This window comes from Azospirillum soli (genome assembly GCF_017876165.1).
GTDB lineage: Bacteria > Pseudomonadota > Alphaproteobacteria > Azospirillales > Azospirillaceae > Azospirillum > Azospirillum soli.
On sequence record NZ_JAGINQ010000001.1, the window covers coordinates 165,395 to 183,976 of the forward strand.

Sequence of the window (18,582 nt, forward strand, 5' to 3'; positions counted from 1 at the left end):
GGCTTCACTTAAAGGCCGCTTCGGCGAGCCCCCCACCCTAGCCCTCCCCCACCTTGCGGCGGGGGAGGGAACATAACCTGCCCCCGCCGCAAGGTGGGGGAAGGAGGGGCCCACGCGAAGCGTGGGAGGAAGGGGCCCCGCCACAGCACCCCATTTTAATCGCTATAGGTCGGCGCGCATCGCCGGTGAAAATTACAGCGCGCCCAGCACCGCTTCGGCCGAGGAGACCTCGAACTGGCCGGGCTTCTCCACGGCGAGGTGGGTAACCTTCCCGTCCTTCGCCACCAGGGCAAAGCGCTGGCCGCGCGTGCCGAGGCCGTAGCCCGAACCGTCCATCGTCAAGCCCAGCGCCTGAGTGAAGGCCGCGTTGCCGTCTGGCAGCATGACGACCTTGTTCTCGACGTTGTTCTTCTCGCCCCAGGCGCGCATCACGAACGGGTCGTTGACGGCGAGGCAGACGATGTTGTCCACGCCCTTGCCCTTCAGCGCCTCGGCCTGCTGGACGAAGCCCGGCAGATGCTTGGCCGAGCAGGTCGGCGTGAAGGCGCCCGGCACGGAGAACAGCACAACCGTCTTGCCCTTGAAGATCTCGTCGGTGGTGATGTCCTGCATGCCGTTGTCGGTCAGGTGCTTCAGCGTGACCGACGGAATGGTGTCGCCGACTTGGATCGTCATTGTTTTCTACCCTCCCAAAGATTGAACCGTTCTAAAGTACCGTTCTAGCTTTTGGCCGGCAGCGCGGCAAGCCCGTCACTCTTGCCTCGCGCCCGGTTCAGCGCGTCCAGCACCGCGCCTTCCGTCAGCAGTTCGGGCAGCGCTATGCCGTCCGGGGCGCCCGGTCCGTAGACGATGTTGAACGGGATGCCGTAGCGGCCATGCTTGGCGAGGTAACGGGCGATCCCCTCATCGGGCCGCGTCCAGTCGGCGCGCATGGCGATCACCGCCGCACCGTCCTCCAGCCGCTTGGCAACCTCACCCCGATCCAGGACCAACTTCTTATTGGCCTGGCAGGTGATGCACCAGTCGGCGGTCACATCCACGAAGACCGTGCGCCCGGCCGCGACATGCTCCCGGATGGCGTCCTCGGCGAAGGGAACCCAGCGCGTCGCCGCATCCGTGACGGCCGGTGCCGCTCCGACGGACGGACCGAACGTCGCCGGCACCGCGAAGGCCACCAGGGCGAGCAAACCCGCCAGCGCCGCCCCCGCCCAGCGGGCCGCCAGCCCCCGCCCGACCCACAGGGCAACGACCAGCCCGACCATCAGCACCGCGACGCTCAGCGCCGCAACCTCCCCCACCTGGACCGCCAGCACCGACAGCAGCCATACGGCGGTCAGGGCCAGCGCGCCGCCCAGCACGCGACGCAGCCCCACCATCCACCGCCCCGGCCGAGGCAACAGCCGCGCCACGCGCGGAAAGGCCGCCACCAGCAGGTACGGCAGCGCCAGCCCCACGCCCAGCGCGGCGAAGATGGCGAAGACCTCCGCCGGACCATTCGCCAGCGCGAAGCCCACCGCCGTCCCCAGGAACGGCGCCGAACAGGGGGTGGCCAGCAGGGTGGCAAAAGCGCCCGTCGCGAACTGCCCGCCGAGGCCATGGCCTTCCGGCCCACCCATGCGGTCGGCCAGGGCGCGCGGCAACGGGACCTCGAACAGGCCCCACAGGTTGGCGGCGAACAGAGTCACCAGAACGACGATGAAGACCAGAAAGAACGGTTGCTGGAACTGGATGCCCCACCCCACGGCGCCGCCCCCCGCCTTCAGAGCGACCAGCGCGCCGGCCAGCGCCAGGAAGGACGCCAGAATGCCGGCCGCCGAAGCCAGGAACCCGGCACGCACCGCCCCCGGAGCGCGCCCGCCGTGCTGCACGACGGACAGCAGCTTCAGCGACAGCACCGGCAGAACGCAGGGCATCAGGTTCAGAATCAGCCCGCCCAGCAGCGCCACGCCCAGCATGGCGAACAGTCCGCCCGCCACGCCCCCGGTCCCGCCAAGGCCAGCCGTGGCGGTCGCCGCCGTCTCCATGGACCGGTCACCGTCCACCACCGTCAGCGTCATCGCGCGCCCGGCAAGTTCCAGCCCGGCCGGTGCGTCGGTGGCCTCAAGCCGCAGTCGCACCCGGCGGTCGTTGTCGGAGAAGACGCGCTTGGGCGCCGCGAAGGACAGCGGCGGGTCGGTCTCCACGAACACGTCCGGCGCAACCAACGTCTCGCGGCCCGTGACCTCGACCTCCAGAACGGAGCCTTCACCGCGCACGGCCTCGACCGTCAGGCCGGCGGCGCGCCCGTCGCCCGGCACCTGCGACAGGGCGCGCGCGATGTCGTTAGCGTGCGGTCCCGGAGTCGCCGGTCCGGCGGGAATCGACAGGCCCAGCTTCACCGTCTGCGGCACGCAGATCGTCGAGCAGATCAGCAGTTCGGCGTTCAGCGCCAGATCGACCGGCTTGCCCGGTTCCGTCAGGGTGGCGGTCAGCGGGAACATCACCTCGGCGTTGTAGCCGGCCGTCTCGAAGCCCAGCACGGTGAAGCGGTGCGGCGCCGGATAGGACAGCTCCGCCGTCTTCAAATTGGTCGAGCCCGCCCAGTCCAGCCGGGGCGCGAAGCCCGCATCGCCGGGGGAGCGCCAGTAGGTCTTCCACCCCGGTTCCAGCCGCAGTTCCAGCCCCAGCGGCAGGGCCGCCAGATCGCCGGTCCCCTGCACCGACGCGACCAGCCGCGCCTCGACCGGCCCCGCCTTGCTCCATGTCGTGTCGGCCCTACCCGTTGCGGGTACGGTCAAGGCCAGGATGGCGAGCACCAGGGAGGCAAACCTTTTCATCGCGCGGACTGTTCTCATATGAGTAGGGAAACGGCCACAAGCCGAAGCTATACTGGCCGCAGCTATACTGGATGACAAAGCTTGGCCCGTGCTGTCACACTCGGGTGAAGACGGCTGCGGGTTGAAGCCCCCATGGTTCGATGCCCATGTGGGCTCTTCCGCCCCGGACACAAGGATAACGCCCATGCCGCACCTGACCAAGTCCTCGGAATATCTGACCGGCCAGTTGCTCATCGCGATGCCGGGCATGATGGATCCGCGCTTTCAGCGCACCGTGATTTATATGTGCGCTCATAACGAGGACGGCGCCATGGGGCTCGTCGTGAATCGGCTGTTCGGGTCGGTCACGTTCGAGGACTTGCTCGAGCAGTTGGAGCTGGATGTCGAGGAACCGGTAACCAACATGCCCGTGCACTACGGCGGGCCGGTGGAATCCGGGCGCGGCTTCGTGCTGCATTCGACCGATTATGTGCGGGAAGGCACGCTGGTGGTGGACGACGACGTGGCGCTGACCGCCACCATCGACATTCTGCGCGCGATTTCCGAGGATCGCGGCCCCCGGCGCAACATCCTGCTGCTCGGCTACGCCGGCTGGGGGCCGGGCCAGCTCGACGCGGAGATCCAGGCCAACGGCTGGCTGAACGTCCCCTGCGACGAGGGTCTGCTGTTCGACCCCGATCTCGACACCAAGTGGGAACGCTCCATCGCCAAGCTCGGTGTCAGCCTGTCCATGCTGTCGGGCGAGGCCGGGCACGCGTAACGAAAAAGGCCGCGCCTCACCGGCACGGCCTTTTCACCAATCACCAACCAAGGCGGACTCACGCATCCTGAGTGGCGAGTGCCAGGGCGAGGCCGCGCGCCTGCATGAATTCGGGGCAACGCTCGACCAGCGTGTCGTCGGCGTAAACCGCCCAGCCGCTCTGGAAGCCGGCCGGCTCGTACTGAAGGGCAACGCGGCGGCCAGCGTGCTCAACCGCGTAACGGTGGGAATTTTCTTGCGTAAAGGTGGGCTTCGGAGACATCTCCGCCTCATTCGCTGCGTGCGTCATTGCGAAAGAGTGCGCCAAGCCGGTTAATCGTCGGTTAAGCGTACAGTGCCCAGCCCACACAAAAAGGCGTTACAGCACCCCTTTTGACGCGGTCGCCCTAACCCCGCCATTCCTCGCGCAGGATGGCGTAGAGCACGTGGTCCCGCCACGCCCCGTCGATGCGCAGATAGCCGCGCGCGTAGCCTTCGTGCGTGAAGCCGACCTTTTCCAGCAGACCACGGCTGGCCGCGTTGGTCGGCAGGCAGGCGGCCTCGACCCGGTGCAGCCCCAGTTGCCCGAAGGCGAAGTCCAGCACCAGCCGAGTCGCCCCGGAAATGTAGCCGCGCCGCGCGTGCGTCTGCCCGACCCAGTAGCCGAGCGTACCCATCTGCGCCACGCCGCGCCGGATGTTGGTGAGGCCGAGGCCGCCCACCAGCGCGTCCGTGTTCCGGTCGAACACCAGAAAACTGTAGCCCTCGTCGTCGCGCCATTCCTGGGCCTGCCGGCGCAGGCGGCGGCCGAAGGCGGCGCGGGTCAGCGCGTCCGCCGGCCAGGTCGGCTCCCACGGGGTGAGAAAGGACCGGGACTCCGCCCGCAAGTCGGCCCACTCGCGCCAGTCACGCGGCAAGGGCGGCCGGATGTAGCAGACGGAACCGTCCAGCCGCACCGCCGGAGGACTGATGAGGCCGCTGCCGAGCAGGCGGATCATGCCGGCTTCCCCTTACGCCAGACGAGCCGCGATCCGGTCGTAGCTTTCCAGCCGGTCGATGGGACCGAGGGCCGCGACCGTGGGCCGGCTGGCGCGCAGGCGCTTGGCGACGCGAACGACGGCGTCGCGGTCCACCGCGTTGATCTTGGTGACGATCTCCTCGACCGGAACCGGGCGGTTGTAGACCAGAAGCTGCTGGCCCAGCTGCTCGCAGCGGGACATCGTGCTTTCCAGCGCCATCAGCGTGCCCGCCTTCAACTGCGCGGCGGCGCGCATGACCTCGTCCTCGGTCACGTCCTCGGCGACCTTGACCAGCTCGTCGCAGACCACGGGGACCAGTTCCGTCACCTCATCCTCGCCGGTGCCGGCGTAGACGCCGAACAGCCCGCCGTCGCGGTAGCCGCCGGTGAAGGTGTAGATCGAATAGACCAGCCCGCGCTTTTCCCGCACCTCCTGGAACAGGCGGGACGACATGCCGCCGCCGAGCAAGGTGGACAGCACCGAATGGGCGTAATAGTCGGGGTCGTGCACCCCCACCCCGTCGAAACCCAGGACGAGGTGCATCTGCTCCAGGTCGCGCGCCTCGCGGTAGTCGCCGCCGACGTAGCGGGCGCCCTCCCCCTCGGGCACCAGCTTGCCGGACAGGTTCCCGAAAGACTTCAGCGCCATCTCCACCAGCCGGTCGTGCTCAAGCCGGCCGGCGGCGGCCAGCACGATGCCGGGGGCGCTGTAGTGCCCGTCGATGTACTCGACCAGGGCCGAGCGCGGCAGCGCCCCGACGATGTCGGCGGAGCCCAGCACCGGCCGCCCCAGGGACTGCCCCGGATAGGCGGTGGACTGGAAATGGTCGAAGATGATGTCGTCGGGCGTGTCGACGCTCTGCCCGATCTCCTGCAACACCACCGTGCGCTCGCGCACCAGCTCGTCCTCGTCCAGCTTGGAGTGCTGGAGCATGTCCGCGATGATGTCGAGCGCCAGGGCGGTGTCCTCGTGCAGCACCTTGGCGTAATAGGCCGTCTGCTCGCGGGTCGTGTAGGCGTTCAGCTGGCCGCCGACATTCTCGATCTCCTCGGAGATGCGATAGGCCGAACGGCGCTCCGTGCCCTTGAACAGCATGTGCTCGACCAGATGGGCGACGCCGTTGACCGCCGCCGTCTCGTTCCGCGTGCCCACGCCGACCCAGCAGCCGAGCGACACCGACTGCACGTCGGGCATGGTGTCGGTCGCGACGCGCAGCCCGTTCGGCAGCGTGGTCACTCGAATGGTCATGCGGCCTCCTTGGCGGCGCGGGCGCGGGCGGCGACGAACGCCTGCACGGCGCCCAGCTCGTTGGGCAGCTCGGACAGGCGCTCCTCGCGCACATACAGGTCGGACAGGCGGGGCGGCAGTTCCGGCCGGCGGCCGGTCGCCTTTTCCACCGCGTCGGGGAACTTGGCGGGATGGGCGGTCGCCAGCACGACCACCGCGACGTCCGGATCGAGCGCCGCCGTCTCGGCCGAGGCCACGCCGACCGCCGTGTGCGGGTCCAGCAGATAGCCGCACTCGCCCCACACCTGCTCGATGGTGGCCATGGTGCCGGCCTCGTCCACCCGGTGGCCGGCGAAGACGGTCAGCGCCTCGGCCAGCTGGGCGTCGGTCACGGCGAACTTGCCCTCGGCCCGGAAGCGGTCCATCGACTCCTGCACGGCCGCACCGTCGCGGCCCAGCAGGTCGAACAGCAGCCGCTCGAAGTTGGAGGAGATCTGGATGTCCATGCTGGGGCTCAATGTAGGCACGACCGGAGCCGCCGACATGGTGCCGCTCGCAAAAAAGCGCGCCAGGATGTCGTTGGAGTTGGAGCCCACGATCAGCTTCTCCACCGGCAGCCCCATCGCCCGCGCGCCGTAGGCGGCGTAGACGTTGCCGAAATTGCCGGTCGGCACGGTGAAGGCGATCTTGCGGTCCGGCGCGCCCAGCGCCACCGCCGCCGTGAAGTAGTAGACGATCTGGGCCATGATGCGCGCCCAGTTGATGGAGTTCACCGCCGACAGGCCCATTCGGTCGCGGAAGGCCACGTCGTTGAACATCGCCTTCACCAGATCCTGGCAGTCGTCGAAGGTGCCGTGCAGGGCGATGTTGTGCACGTTGTCGGACAGCACGCTGGTCATCTGCCGGCGCTGCACCTCCGACGTGCGGCCCTTCGGGTGCATGATGAAGATGTCGACGTTCTGGCGGTCACGGCACGCCTCGATGGCGGCGGAGCCGGTGTCGCCGGAGGTGGCACCGACGATGGTGACGCGCTCGCCCCGCTTGGCCAGCACATGGTCGAACAAGCGGCCGAGCAGTTGCAGCGCCACGTCCTTGAAGGCGAGCGTCGGGCCGTGGAACAGCTCCAGCACCCAGGTGCGCTGGTCCAGCTGCACCAGCGGCGTCACGGCGGCGTGGTCGAAGGTGGCGTAGGCGTCCTCGACGATGGTGCGGAACTCGTCCTCGGCGATGGCGCCGCCCAGGAAGGGCAGCATGACGCGCACGGCGATCTCGCTGTAGGGCAGCCCGCGCATCGCCCGGATCTCGTCCGCCGAGAACTGCGGCCAAGTCTGCGGCACGTAAAGGCCGCCGTCACGCGCGAGGCCGGCCAGCAGGACGTCTTCGAAACCCAGGACCGGGGCTTGCCCCCGCGTGCTGACGTACTTCACCGCACACACTCCACACAATGACGAGGCCGAAACCGAGAGAAGGCCAACGGACGGAAAGGGGCATAGTTAGCCGCTGCCCCCCATCCGCGCAAGCGGCTGCACGCTTCCGGCCGAGACAACGAAAGGGGCCGGCAGCGTGGCTGCCGGCCCCGTCGTTCATCCGCTCCCGGATCAACCCGCCGAATGCAGGTCGGTCAGGTCGTGATGCGCCTGCGGCAGGTCCTGGTAGAAGTCCATGTGCGCCGGATCGAGCGCCGGAGCGGCCATGGCCTCGGCCGTCGCCGGCGCGGTGGCGTCGGCGCCCTGCGCCTCGGTCACCTTGTGCGCCCACACGTCCACATCAGCGGACAGTGCCTGGGCCTTGGCCGGCGACCACGGGGCCTTGCCCTCGCTGCCGCCGCCGGCGAACAGGCCTTCCTTGATGGCGTTGTACTTGGTCTGATCGACCGTCTTCCAATCGTCCTTCAGGATACCGCCGGTGTCGCCCGAGTTCGGGTTCCATGACCAGTAGGTCCAGCTGGCGCCTTCCTTGCCGGCGCCCAGGTCGTTGGTGCCGTTGCCGTCCAGATCGCCGTTCATGTAGTCGATCAGTTTGGCCATGTACTTCTTGTCCTGCTCGGTCTCCAGCTTGCCGCCGAATTCGCCGACCAGAACGGGCGCCTCGTTCTCCTCCAGCAGCCAGCCCCAGTTGTCGCTGTACTGGGCCGGCAGGTTGTTCGGATAGTTGTCGGCCTTGAACCACTCCATCTCATGGATGGACGGCCCATAGGAGTGGACCGAATAGACCAGCTTGTTCGGCGTGTCGAACTCGATCGGGCGATCCTTGGCGCCACGCAGGTTGCCGCCCCACCATTCCCACTGGCCGTCGTGGATCTCGGTGCCCTCGACCATCAGCAGCCAGTCCTTGTTCACGGACTGGATGGCGTTGCCGATGCGCTCCGCGGCCCAGGCCCAGTCGGTGGCCTTGTCGCCGCCGCCCCAGGTAGCCTGGCCGTGCGGCTCGTTGTGCAGGTCGGCGGCGACGACGGTGTCGTTGCCCTTGTACCGCTCGGCCAGCATCTTCCAGTTCTCGATCATCTTCGACTCGGGGTACTTGTCGTCGTACCACAGGCCGTTCTCGTTGGCCGACGCGCCGTCGCTGGAACGATGGTGGTCGAGGATGACCTTCAGGCCGATCCGGCCGGCGTAGTCGATGACCTTGTCGAAGACTTCGAGCGGCGTTTTGTTCTGCAGGTCGGGGTTCTTCGAAGTGTCAATGCCCGTCGCGCGATTGGCGTCGAGCATCGCATCGCTCCACGGCAGACGAATGGCGTTGAAGCCGAGGCTCTTCATCTGGTCCATCATGCCCCAGTAGCCGCGCATGTCCATGCCGTTGGGGTTGAAGACAAAGCCTTCGGCGCCGAACCAGTTCACGCCGGTCAGCTTAACGTTCTGACCCGACGAATCCACGATCTGGTTGCCGTTCGTGTGCAGGAAGCCCTTGGCGATGCTCATTTTTGAACCTCGTTGCCGTTTTGCGTTGGCCCCGAGGCTGGGCATTTATGGTTAACAGTTTATTGCCAATTGCAGCCGAACACCGGCCGCATTCATCGCAAGTTGTGATCAAAACCGGACGGAAGACCCGCGGCGGCGCCCGCCCCTACCGAGAGGAAAGACAAGAGTTCGCGCGGCTTTTAGCGGCTTTTCAGGCAAAGCCGATCCGGCATCGCTACGACCGGCCGGATCGGCAATGGAGGGTTAGCGGCTAGCCTTTTGCGCGCCGGAAAAATGCAAATTTTTGCCTCTTACGACCCGAGATACCGCGCTTCCAGGTGCCGCTTGAACACCGACGCGTCCAGCGCCCGGCCGGTCGCGGCGGTCAGAAGCTCGTCGCCGGAGGCATAAAGACAGCCTTTCTCGTGCACGTTTGCGCGCAGCCAGCGCACCAGCGGGCCGATGTCGCCACGAGCCAGCGCCGGCTTGATCTCCGGATCGGCGCGGTTGGCCGCGTCGAACAGCTGCGCCGCCGTCATGGCGCCCAGCGTGTAGCTGGGGAAGTAGCCCCAGCCGCCCGACGGCCAGTGGATGTCCTGCAAGCAGCCCTGGCGGTCGTCCGGCGGCACGACGCCGACCAGTTCCCGCATCCCCTCGTTCCAGGCGCCCGGCAGGTCTTTCAGCGCCAAATCCCCGCCGACCATCGCCTTCTCCAGGCGGTAGCGCAGGATCACATGCGCCGGGTAGGTGACCTCGTCGGCGTCCACGCGAATGAAGCCGCGCTCCACGTGGGTGTAGAGGCGGCGCAGGTTGTCCACTTCCCAAGCCGGGCCGGAGCCGCCGAAGGCTTCCCGCACGACCGGGCCCAGGTAGGACAGGAACTCCGGCGAGCGGCAGGCCTGCATCTCCACCATCAGCGACTGGCTCTCGTGCACGGCCATGCCGCGCGATTCCCCGACCGGCTGGCGGATCCAGGCGCGCGGGCGGCCCTGTTCGTAGAGCGCATGGCCGGTCTCGTGCATCACGGCCATCAGCGCCTTGGTAACGTCCGCCTCGTCGTAGCGGGTGGTCAGGCGCACGTCGTCGGTCGCCCCGCCGCAGAAGGGGTGCAGAGACACGTCCAGCCGCCCACGGTCGAAGTCGAAGCCGGCCTGCCGCATCAGCTTCTCGCCCAGCGCCCGCTGCGCCTCGACCGGGAAGGTCCCCTCCGGCCGCAGCACCTCCGGCTCGCGTGCCTGCTTTTCCAGAACACGCTCGATCAGGCCGGGCAGGAAGGCGGCGAGGTCGTCGAACAGCGCGTCGATGCGCTCGGCCCGCGCACCGGGATCGTGCTGGTCCAGCATGGTGTCGTACGGGCTCAGGCCCATGGCCGCCGCCTTGGCCTCGCTGCACTCGCGGACGCGGGCCAGAACCTCCGTCAGGGAGGGCAGCAGCATCTTGAAGTCGCTCTCCGCCCGCGCGGTGCGCCACGTCATGTCGCAGACGGAAATCGCCCGGCTGGTCGCCTCCACCAGATCGGCCGGGACGGCGGTGGCGTGCAGATAGCGGCTGCGCATCTCCCGCAGGTTCGCCTTGCGCCACGGGTCCAGGCCGCCGTCGGATTCGGCCTCCGCCAGCCACGCGCCGATGCGCGGGTCGGTCGCCAGCTCGTGCGCCACCACCGACAGGGCCGCCGTCTGCTCGGCCCGCCCGTCGTTGGAGCCGACCGGCATCATGGTCTGCGTGTCCCAGCCCAGGATCCCGAGCGCGTCCCCGATGGCGGCGATGCGGGCGTAGCGGCGTTCCAGTTCCTGGTAAGCGGTCATGGAGGCGGTCATGGTGCGGGCTCGATCCGGCGGCGTTGCGACAGGACGAAGATCACGATCAGCGTCACGGCGAGGCTATACCACGTGATCGCGTATTGCAGATGGTTGTTGGGCAGCTCGACCTGCGGTGCAATGCCGTTCAGCACGCCGCCCGACCGGCCCGCGTCCGGCAAAGCCTCCACCACCAGCGGCGCCACACCGGACAATCCTTGCGCGGCGGCCATGGCCGGCGGGTCCACGCGCATCCAGGCATCGGCGCCCGGCCGGTTCTCCGGCTGGAACCAGCCGGCGGGATGGGGCAGCCGCACCAGCCCGGTGACGGTCACCTCGCCCCCGGTCCGGCTCTCCGGCCGGGTCGCCGGATCGCGCCGGTCCATGGGCACGAAGCCCCGGTTGACCAGAACCACGCCCCCGCCGTCGGCGCGCTGGAGCGGGGTCAGCACCTCATAGCCCACCTGCCCCTGCCGGGGCCGGGCCATCAGGCGCATTTCCTTGTCGTGCAGATAACGCCCGGTGACGGTTACCGGACGGAACTCGAAACCCTCGGGATCGGAGACGGTGGCGGGCAGCGGCACCGGGGGCGCCGTCACACGCTGCTCGACCCGCTGGATCAGCTCGGCCTTCCAGGCCATGCGCTGCACCTGCCAGGTGCCCAGCGCCAGCATGATCAGCACCGCCGGCACGGTGATCAGCGTCGCCGTCAGCGACGGGCGGAAGCGGCGCGGCGCCGCGTCGACGGTCATGGTCACGGATGTGGCCCTCCCTCCAGCTCGTTCCGCCGGTAACGGTATTGGAGCGCCACGACATAGGCCTTGGCCGGCCGCAGCATCCCCAGCGCCAAGCCCAGGATGACGATGCTCCAGACGATGGCGTGCAGCCACAGCGGCCACTCCACCGTCATCGACACCCACAGCGCCACCGGTACGACCAGAAAGCCCAGGATGAAGATCAGGAACACTGCCGGCCCGTCGCCGCTGTCATGCCGGGACAGTTCCAGCCCGCAGACGTCGCAGGTGTCCTTGACCGTGAGGAAGCCCTTGAACAGCTTCCCCCGGCCGCAGCGCGGGCACGCGCAACGCATGCCCGCGGTCAGGGGGGAAACGTTGGGGTGGAACTCGCTCAATGCCCGTGCGCTCCTCCGGCGGAGCCCCACCAGTAGATCGACACGAACAGGAACAGCCAGACCACGTCGACGAAGTGCCAGTACCAGGCCGCCGCCTCGAAGCCGAAGTGGCTCTGCGGGGTGAAGTGGCCCTTCATCGTGCGGATCCAGCAGACGAACAGGAAGATCGTGCCGACGATGACGTGGAAGCCGTGGAAGCCCGTCGCCATGAAGAAGGTGGACGGGTAGATGCCATCCGTGAAGCCGAAGGAGGCGTGGCTGTACTCCCAGGCCTGGAAGAAGGTGAACATGACGCCCAGCAGCACCGTCAGGCCCAGTGCCCGCGAGGCGTCCCGCCGGTTGCCCTCGATGATCGCGTGATGCGCCCAGGTGACGGTGACGCCCGACAGCAGCAGGATCAGCGTCATCAGGAAGGGCAGATGGAACGGGTCGAAGGTCTGGATGTGCGGCGGCGGCCAGACACCGGCCGGGTTCTGCGCGAACACCTTCGGGAACAGAGCCGCGTCGTAGAAGGCCCAGAAGAAGGCGGCGAAGAACATCACCTCCGACGCGATGAACAGCGACATGCCGTAGCGCAGGCCGATCTTCACGACGGGGGTGTGGGCCTTTTCGCGCACCGCCTCCTTGATGACGTCGCGCCACCAGCCGAACATCACGCCGGCCACCGACAGGACACCCAGCGCCAGCAGAAGCCAGCCGCCGCCATGCATGTAGATCACCATGCCCAGCGCCAGCAGGCCGCCGGCGAAGGCGCCCAGCAGGGGCCAGGGGCTTGGCTTCACCAGATGGTAGGGATGCGGAATGCCCTCCCCCGCGCCGTGGGCGGAGGCGGGTGCGTGCGGCATTTGCCCGTGCGTGATGTCGGCCATCGTCTTTTCCAACCCCGTTTCGTTCAGTTGGTCGCGGTCGCCTTGGGCGACGCCGTTTCGCTTTTCTTGCCGTGTTGCTGCGCCAGCACCGCGCCTTCGTCCTTCGCGCGGAAGAAGGTGTAGGACAGGGTGATGGTGGTCACGTCCTCCATGGCCGGGTCCGCGGCCAGCGCCGGATCGACGAAGAAGGCCACGGGCATGTCCACCGCCTGTCCGGGTTCCAGCACCTGTTCGGTGAAGCAGAAGCACTCGATCTTGTTGAAGTAGCGCCCGGCCTTGTCCGGCGTGACGTTGTAGGAGGCCGTGCCGACCGTGGGCTTGCTCCCCCGGTTCTCCGCGCGGTAGGCGGCCAGCCCCGTCTCACCCAGCTTCACCGTCAGCGCGCGCTGTTCCGGCCGGAAGGACCAGGGCAGCGCGTTGTTGACGTCCGAATTGAAGCGGACGGTGATGGTGCGCTCCACCACCTGTGCCGGCGCGGCGCTGGCCCGCTGGGTGGTCCCGCCGAAGCCGGTCACCTGGCAAAACAGCGAGTAGAGCGGCGCCGACGCGTAGGCGAGCCCGGTCATCCCCGCCACAAGGCCGAGCAGCCCGATCAGGAACAGCCGGTTCCGGCGCCGGAGCTTCTCGGTCATGCCGCTACATCCCCCCCATGCGCACGACGGTGATGACGTAGAACAGCGCCACCAGCGCCAGAAGTGCGGCCAGCACCGCGTAGTTGCGCCCGCGCAGACGCTTGCGCCGTTCCATCTCGGCCTGGATATCGTCCATGACGGTCATGCCTCACCTCACGATGCGAGATGCTCGCCCACCAGCAGGGCGAACAGCAGGAACAGGTAAAGGATCGAGAAGCCGAACATCTGCTTGGCCGGCTTGTCGTCGGTCGAACGCAGCACCCGCACCGCGCACAGCACGAACAGGGCGCCCAGCACGCTCGACCCGGCGAGGTAGGCGAGCCCCCCGATGCCCACGAAATACGGCGCGGCCGCCACCGGCAGCAGCACCAGCGTGTAGAGCAGCATCTGCCGCTTGGTCGCTTCCGGCCCGGCGACCACCGGCATCATCGGCACGCCGGCGCGTGTGTAGTCGCCGTTGCGGAACAGGGCCAGCGCCCAGAAATGCGGCGGCGTCCACAGGAAGATCAGCAGGAACAGGATGATCGACGGCAGTTCGACCCCGCCGGTCACCGCCGCCCAGCCGATCATCGGCGGGAAGGCGCCGGCAGCCCCGCCGATCACGATGTTCTGCGGCGTGCGGCGCTTCAGCCACATCGTATAGACGAGGATGTAAAAGCCGATGGTCAGCGCCAGCAGCGCCGAGGCCGTCCAGTTGACCGCCAGCCCCATCACCACGACCGATGCGGCGGCGAGGATCACGCCGAAGGCCAGCGCGTTGTCCGCCTCCACCCGGCCCGAGGGGATCGGGCGCTTGGCGGTGCGGCTCATCACCGCGTCGATGTCGCGGTCGTACCACATGTTGATGGCGCCGGACGCCCCGGCCCCGACCGCGATGCACAACACCGCCACGAAGGCTAGCACCGGATGCAGATGCCCCGGCGCCACGACGATTCCCGCCAGCCCCGTGAACACCACCAGCGACATCACGCGCGGCTTCAGCAACTCGATGTAGTCGCCGGCGCTTGCCCCGCCCGAAGAGACCCGTTCTAGGCTCAGGTCCGTCATTCTTATGCCCTCCCCGGCCATGGGGGCGGTCAAGCCCCCACGACCCTGTGCGTCGTCACTTGATCCGCGGCAGCGTTTCGAACGCGTGGAACGGCGGCGGCGAGGAGACGGTCCATTCCAGGGTGCCGCCCTGCTGGTCCCAATAGTTCGCGCTCACCTTTTCGCCGCTGGTCAGCGTCTTGTACGCGATCCAGACGAACAACAGCGTGGATGCGAAGGAGATGTACGCACCGAGGGAAGAAATCATGTTCCATCCGGCATAAGCATCCGGATAGTCCGGAATGCGGCGCGGCATACCGGCCAGACCCAGGAAGTGCTGCGGGAAGAAGATCAGGTTCACGCCGATGAAGGTCGTGTAGAAGTGAACCTTGCCCCAGAATTCCGGGTACTGCCGCCCCGACATCTTGCCGATCCAGTAGTACCAGCCGGCGAAGATCGAGAAGACAGCGCCCAGCGACAGCACGTAATGGAAGTGCGCCACGACGTAGTAGGTGTCGTGCAGCACGTTGTCCAAGCCACCGTTGGCCAGCACCACGCCGGTCACGCCGCCGACCGTGAACAGGAAGATGAAGCCGATGGCCCACAGCATGGGCACGCGGAAGTCGATGGAGCCGCCCCACATGGTGGCGATCCAGGAGAAGATCTTCACGCCGGTCGGCACCGCGATGATCATGGTCGCGGCGGTGAAATAGGCCTTGGTGTCCACGTCCAGGCCGACCGTGTACATGTGGTGCGCCCACACGACGAAGCCGACGACGCCGATGGCGACCATGGCGTAGGCCATGCCCAGGTAGCCGAACACCGGCTTCTTGGAGAAGGTCGAGACGATGTGGCTGATGATGCCGAAGGCCGGCAGGATCATGATGTAGACTTCGGGGTGGCCGAAGAACCAGAACAGGTGCTGGAACAGGATCGGATCGCCGCCGCCCTCCGGGTTGAAGAAGGTGGTGCCGAAGTTGCGGTCGGTCAGCAGCATGGTGATCGCGCCGCCCAGCACCGGCACGGCCAGCAGCAGCAGGAAGGCGGTGACCAGCATCGCCCACACGAACAGCGGCATCTTGTGCAGCGTCATGCCCGGTGCGCGCATGTTGAAGATGGTCGTGATGAAGTTCACCGCACCCAGGATCGACGACGCGCCCGCCAGATGCAGCGCGAAGATCGCCATGTCCACCGACGGCCCGCTGTGCCCCAGCGGCGAGGACAGCGGCGGATAGATCGTCCAGCCCGTGCCCGCCCCGTTGCCGACAAACGCCGAGCCCAGCAGCAGCAGGAAGGCCGGCACCAGCAGCCAGAAGCTGATGTTGTTCATGCGCGGGAAGGCCATGTCGGGCGACCCGATCATGAGCGGCACGAACCAGTTGCCGAAGCCGCCGATCAGCGCCGGCATCACCACGAAGAACACCATGATCAGGCCGTGCGCCGTGATCAGCACGTTCCAGACCTGCCCGTCACCGACGAACTGCATGCCCGGCGACTGCAACTCCATGCGCATGATGACGGAGAACAGGCCGCCGATCAGCCCGGCGATGACCGAGAAGATCAGGTAGAGCGTCCCGATGTCCTTGTGGTTGGTCGAATAGAACCAGCGGTGCACGAAACCCGGCACGTGATGATCGTGCTCATGGGCGTGGCCGTGCGCCTCCCCCGGATTGGCGTTTGCCATGTCTCTAGCCCTCGTCTCTATCCCGCGTGGCGGCGATAAGATTTCTTCTTGTCGGTTACTGGTTGGCCAGCGCCACGTCCTGTTTTTCGGGGCGCTTTTCGGGATTGCCGTAGGCGACCTTCGCCTTGGCGACCCATTCGGCGAACTTCTCCTTGGAGACGACCTCGACCGCGATCGGCATGAAGCCGTGATTGACGCCGCAAATCTCGGAGCACTGGCCGTAATAGACGCCTTCCTTCTCGACCCGCACCCAGGTCTCGTTGGCGCGTCCCGGCACGGCGTCCTTCTTCACGCCGAAGGACGGGATGGCCCAGGAATGGATCACGTCGCCGGCCGTCACCAGCACGCGCACGTTGGTGTTCACCGGCAGAACCACGCGGTTGTCCACCTCCAGCAGACGCTTCTGGCCCGGCTGGATCTCCTCATCCGGAATCATGTGGCTGGAAAAGGCGATGTTGTCGTGGTCCGGATATTCGTAGTCCCAGTACCACTGCCGCCCGGTGACCTTGATGGTCATCTCCGCTTCCGGCGTCCGCTCGGCCAGATACAGCACCTTGAAGGACGGCACGGCGACGACGATCAGGATGATGACCGGAACGACGGTCCAGGCGACCTCCAGCAGCGTGTGATGCGAGGTCTTGGACGGCGTCGGGTTCTTCTTCGCGTTGAACCGCATCGCGACGATCATCAGCAGCGCCAGCACGAGCAGCACGATGGCGACGATGATGACGGTCAGCAGGTCATGGAACGAATCCATGGCGTGCAGGACGGGCGTGACCGCTTCCTGAAGCCCCAACTGCCAGGGATGGGGCTCGGCGGCCATGCCGCTTCCGGAAAATCCGCACAAAGATGCAATCGCCGCCAATACGGCGGCGTTCAGGGTCTGCGTCTTCATCCCCAACCCTCTCGTTGGCCGCAAGCCCTAGGGTACTAGGCCGCGGTCGTCCCTTCCCGCCGGCCCCGCCTTCGCCCATCTTTTTGTGGTCCCGATTCGTCAGCGCGGGATCCACGGCTGGGCGTTACGGCCAAGGCCGGAACTTGCAGGGTTCATGCCGTCTTGAGCGCGACATTTCCCCGCAGCTTGAGCTTAACCCCCTGCTCTGCTCAGGTACAATCAGCCCTTCCGCCTACTATGGCTATAGGCTCAGAGCCAGGGTTGAAGCTCCCACAGGGGTAAAGGTTGAGCTTGGAAAAGGGTTGCGCACTGCGACAGCTTGTCGCACTCCGTTGGTCCAACAAATTTTTGAAGCAAAGCAAGGACGTAGCCCCTTTCCCGCCGATGGCGGGAAAGGGGGTGTTGGCGCTCAATGCTCCCCGGTGATGACCTTCCGGATCCGCCGCACACCGGACCACACGAACGCGATGATGACCGGGATCATCAGCCCGACGATCACGTCCGGATCGACCTTCATGCCGAAGCCCTTTAGCCCCTTGGCGGCGTAGCCAACGATGCCGACGAGGTAATAGCTGATCGCCACGACCGACAGCCCCTCGACCGTCTCCTGCAGGCGCAGCTGCAACTGCGCCCGCTTGTCCATGGACTGGAGCAGTTCGGCGTTCTGCCCCTCAACGGCGATCTCGACCCTTGTCCGCAGCAGGTTGCTGGCGCGCGCCACCCGTTGCGACAGCGCGTCGAGCCGCGACTGCACCGCCTCGCAAGTCCGGATCGCTGGGGCAAGGCGCCGGTCCATGAACTCGCCCACCGTGGGCAGCCCCTCGATGCGGACCTCGCGCAGCTCCTCGATCCGCTTCTCGACCAGTTCGTAATAGGCCTGCGCCGCGCCGAAGCGGTAGGCGGTCTCCGCCGCGATCTGCTCCGTCTGCGCGGCCAGCAGGGTCAGCCGGTCCAGCAGTTCCCGCTCGTCCTCCAGCCCGCGCAGCTTGGCGATGCGCGCCGTAAGATCGGCCAGATCCGTTTCGATCGGCCCGATGCGCGGCAGCACCCCGCGCGCCACCGGCAGCGCCAGCAGGGCCATCACGCGGTAGGTTTCGATCTCCAGAAGCCGCTGCACGATGCGGCCAGCCTGATGCCCGGTCATGGTGTGGTCGGCCACGAGGACCCGCGAAAACCCGTCGCCATGGATGCGGAAGTCGGTCCAGGCCGTCGCCGCCCGCCCGGCGACCCGCGTGCCGACGTAGCTTTCCGACCCGAACATGGCCGCCAGCATGTTGGCCGAGGGCTCCGGCGCGTCGGCGTCCAGCACGGCGACGTGAACGCCGACCATCAGCTCGCCCGGTAGCCCGGCCAGCCATTCACGGGGCACCGCGTTCAGCGCCGGGTCGAGGAACGGATCGACCAGCGCGCCCGCCGACGCGGCGCTCGGCCGGAACACGGTCCAGGTCGAGAATTCCGTGTGCCGCTCCCACTTCAGGCGGAAGCTGCCGAAGGATCCGCTGTAGTGGGTGGCCCCATCGGGCGGGCGCGGCACGCCGGCCCAGTCGCACAGCTTTTCCAGCTGCTGGCGGTCCGCCTCGGACGCCCCCTCCCCCGACAGCATGGCGAGCATGGTGGCGCGCACCGGCGTGGCCAGCGTCTCCGACGGGCGCGCGTGCACCTCGTTGGTCAGCACGACGCGCAGCGCGTGATCCTTCAGCGGACGGGAGGCGGCCTCGGCGCTGCGGCTCAGCGCGACGGAGTCTTCGGACATGGCGGCAACCTCCAACCTCTTCCAACGGCACCCAATTCAGCGGACGACGAGCCTTGCCGGACGGAGTTGCCGTCGCCACACTATAAGTTCGATC

Annotated in this window: 18 protein-coding genes; 1 reads left to right on the plus strand and 17 read right to left on the minus strand. The window is 67.3% G+C overall.

Going from position 1 to position 18,582, the window contains the following annotated elements:
• Positions 1 to 192 precede the first annotated feature (192 nt).
• Together J2852_RS00825 and J2852_RS31940 are read right to left on the minus strand one after the other, a co-directional pair.
• Entirely contained in the window at positions 193 to 675 is a 483-nt protein-coding gene (locus J2852_RS00825) for a peroxiredoxin (RefSeq protein ID WP_209869497.1), read from the minus strand.
• Positions 676 to 719: 44 nt separating this feature from the next.
• A complete protein-coding gene (locus tag J2852_RS31940) occupies positions 720 to 2,816 on the minus strand; it encodes a protein-disulfide reductase DsbD family protein (protein ID WP_209869499.1) in 2,097 nt (698 codons plus the stop codon).
• Between the two features lie 184 nt (positions 2,817 to 3,000).
• Here J2852_RS31940 and J2852_RS00835 point away from each other — a divergent pair, with 184 nt between their 5' ends.
• Positions 3,001 to 3,576: a YqgE/AlgH family protein gene (locus J2852_RS00835; protein ID WP_209869501.1), complete on the plus strand. Its 576-nt coding sequence runs from the start codon at positions 3,001 to 3,003 to the stop codon at positions 3,574 to 3,576.
• Between the two features lie 58 nt (positions 3,577 to 3,634).
• Here J2852_RS00835 and J2852_RS00840 read toward each other — a convergent pair whose 3' ends face one another.
• From J2852_RS00840 to J2852_RS00910, 15 genes are all read right to left on the minus strand, one after another.
• A complete protein-coding gene (locus tag J2852_RS00840) occupies positions 3,635 to 3,838 on the minus strand; it encodes a hypothetical protein (protein WP_209869504.1) in 204 nt (67 codons plus the stop codon).
• Positions 3,839 to 3,962: 124 nt separating this feature from the next.
• Positions 3,963 to 4,553 carry a GNAT family N-acetyltransferase gene (locus tag J2852_RS00845; protein ID WP_209869505.1) on the minus strand — a complete coding sequence of 197 codons (591 nt, stop codon included), beginning with the start codon at positions 4,551 to 4,553 and terminating at the stop codon, positions 3,963 to 3,965.
• A gap of 12 nt (positions 4,554 to 4,565) precedes the next feature.
• Positions 4,566 to 5,822 carry a M16 family metallopeptidase gene (locus tag J2852_RS00850; RefSeq protein WP_209869506.1) on the minus strand — a complete coding sequence of 419 codons (1,257 nt, stop codon included), beginning with the start codon at positions 5,820 to 5,822 and terminating at the stop codon, positions 4,566 to 4,568.
• Positions 5,819 to 7,228 carry a threonine synthase gene (gene thrC, locus J2852_RS00855; protein ID WP_209869509.1) on the minus strand — a complete coding sequence of 470 codons (1,410 nt, stop codon included), beginning with the start codon at positions 7,226 to 7,228 and terminating at the stop codon, positions 5,819 to 5,821. The genes J2852_RS00850 and thrC overlap by 4 nt, the downstream gene beginning before the upstream one ends.
• A gap of 171 nt (positions 7,229 to 7,399) precedes the next feature.
• On the minus strand, positions 7,400 to 8,722 hold the full coding sequence (locus J2852_RS00860; protein ID WP_209869511.1) for a glycoside hydrolase family 5 protein: 1,323 nt from the start codon (positions 8,720 to 8,722) through the stop codon (positions 7,400 to 7,402).
• 290 nt (positions 8,723 to 9,012) lie between these two features.
• Entirely contained in the window at positions 9,013 to 10,518 is a 1,506-nt protein-coding gene (locus J2852_RS00865; RefSeq protein WP_246499229.1) for a carboxypeptidase M32, read from the minus strand.
• Positions 10,515 to 11,249, minus strand: coding sequence for an SURF1 family protein (locus J2852_RS00870; RefSeq protein WP_209870648.1), 735 nt, complete (start codon positions 11,247 to 11,249; stop codon positions 10,515 to 10,517). The genes J2852_RS00865 and J2852_RS00870 overlap by 4 nt, the downstream gene beginning before the upstream one ends.
• A 2-nt stretch (positions 11,250 to 11,251) precedes the next feature.
• The gene (locus J2852_RS00875) at positions 11,252 to 11,587 is read right to left on the minus strand and encodes a DUF983 domain-containing protein (RefSeq protein ID WP_209870651.1); all 336 of its coding nucleotides are present in this window, start codon (positions 11,585 to 11,587) and stop codon (positions 11,252 to 11,254) included.
• 38 nt (positions 11,588 to 11,625) lie between these two features.
• Positions 11,626 to 12,498, minus strand: coding sequence for a cytochrome c oxidase subunit 3 (locus J2852_RS00880; protein ID WP_209869513.1), 873 nt, complete (start codon positions 12,496 to 12,498; stop codon positions 11,626 to 11,628).
• A 23-nt stretch (positions 12,499 to 12,521) separates the two neighbouring features.
• A complete protein-coding gene (locus J2852_RS00885; RefSeq protein WP_209869516.1) occupies positions 12,522 to 13,130 on the minus strand; it encodes a cytochrome c oxidase assembly protein in 609 nt (202 codons plus the stop codon).
• Between the two features lie 4 nt (positions 13,131 to 13,134).
• Positions 13,135 to 13,275 (minus strand): hypothetical protein, encoded by a 141-nt coding sequence (locus J2852_RS00890; RefSeq protein ID WP_209870740.1) that lies wholly within the window; start codon positions 13,273 to 13,275, stop codon positions 13,135 to 13,137.
• A gap of 8 nt (positions 13,276 to 13,283) precedes the next feature.
• Positions 13,284 to 14,177: a heme o synthase gene (cyoE, locus tag J2852_RS00895; RefSeq protein WP_209869519.1), complete on the minus strand. Its 894-nt coding sequence runs from the start codon at positions 14,175 to 14,177 to the stop codon at positions 13,284 to 13,286.
• A 55-nt stretch (positions 14,178 to 14,232) separates the two neighbouring features.
• Positions 14,233 to 15,840: a cytochrome c oxidase subunit I gene (gene ctaD / locus J2852_RS00900; protein WP_209869522.1), complete on the minus strand. Its 1,608-nt coding sequence runs from the start codon at positions 15,838 to 15,840 to the stop codon at positions 14,233 to 14,235.
• 55 nt (positions 15,841 to 15,895) lie between these two features.
• The gene (gene coxB / locus J2852_RS00905) at positions 15,896 to 16,735 is read right to left on the minus strand and encodes a cytochrome c oxidase subunit II (RefSeq protein WP_209869526.1); all 840 of its coding nucleotides are present in this window, start codon (positions 16,733 to 16,735) and stop codon (positions 15,896 to 15,898) included.
• A gap of 409 nt (positions 16,736 to 17,144) precedes the next feature.
• Entirely contained in the window at positions 17,145 to 18,488 is a 1,344-nt protein-coding gene (locus J2852_RS00910) for a DUF3422 family protein (protein WP_209869530.1), read from the minus strand.
• Between the last annotated feature and the right edge of the window lie 94 nt (positions 18,489 to 18,582).

Bases quoted from the DNA above. Each gene is read 5' to 3' on its own strand.
- J2852_RS00885 (WP_209869516.1), bottom strand. From the start codon at position 13,130: ATGACCGAGAAGCTCCGGCGCCGGAACCGGCTGTTCCTGATCGGGCTG.
- J2852_RS00835 (WP_209869501.1), top strand. From the start codon at position 3,001: ATGCCGCACCTGACCAAGTCCTCGGAATATCTGACCGGCCAGTTGCTC.
- J2852_RS00850 (WP_209869506.1), bottom strand. From the start codon at position 5,822: ATGACCATTCGAGTGACCACGCTGCCGAACGGGCTGCGCGTCGCGACC.
- J2852_RS00870 (WP_209870648.1), bottom strand. From the start codon at position 11,249: ATGACCGTCGACGCGGCGCCGCGCCGCTTCCGCCCGTCGCTGACGGCG.
- J2852_RS31940 (WP_209869499.1), bottom strand. From the start codon at position 2,816: ATGAAAAGGTTTGCCTCCCTGGTGCTCGCCATCCTGGCCTTGACCGTA.
- J2852_RS00825 (WP_209869497.1), bottom strand. From the start codon at position 675: ATGACGATCCAAGTCGGCGACACCATTCCGTCGGTCACGCTGAAGCAC.
- J2852_RS00880 (WP_209869513.1), bottom strand. From the start codon at position 12,498: ATGGCCGACATCACGCACGGGCAAATGCCGCACGCACCCGCCTCCGCC.
- J2852_RS00910 (WP_209869530.1), bottom strand. From the start codon at position 18,488: ATGTCCGAAGACTCCGTCGCGCTGAGCCGCAGCGCCGAGGCCGCCTCC.
- ctaD (WP_209869522.1), bottom strand. From the start codon at position 15,840: ATGGCAAACGCCAATCCGGGGGAGGCGCACGGCCACGCCCATGAGCAC.
- J2852_RS00865 (WP_246499229.1), bottom strand. From the start codon at position 10,518: ATGACCGCCTCCATGACCGCTTACCAGGAACTGGAACGCCGCTACGCC.
- J2852_RS00860 (WP_209869511.1), bottom strand. From the start codon at position 8,722: ATGAGCATCGCCAAGGGCTTCCTGCACACGAACGGCAACCAGATCGTG.
- coxB (WP_209869526.1), bottom strand. From the start codon at position 16,735: ATGAAGACGCAGACCCTGAACGCCGCCGTATTGGCGGCGATTGCATCT.
- J2852_RS00875 (WP_209870651.1), bottom strand. From the start codon at position 11,587: ATGCGTTGCGCGTGCCCGCGCTGCGGCCGGGGGAAGCTGTTCAAGGGC.
- cyoE (WP_209869519.1), bottom strand. From the start codon at position 14,177: ATGACGGACCTGAGCCTAGAACGGGTCTCTTCGGGCGGGGCAAGCGCC.
- J2852_RS00890 (WP_209870740.1), bottom strand. From the start codon at position 13,275: ATGACCGTCATGGACGATATCCAGGCCGAGATGGAACGGCGCAAGCGT.
- J2852_RS00840 (WP_209869504.1), bottom strand. From the start codon at position 3,838: ATGTCTCCGAAGCCCACCTTTACGCAAGAAAATTCCCACCGTTACGCG.
- J2852_RS00845 (WP_209869505.1), bottom strand. From the start codon at position 4,553: ATGATCCGCCTGCTCGGCAGCGGCCTCATCAGTCCTCCGGCGGTGCGG.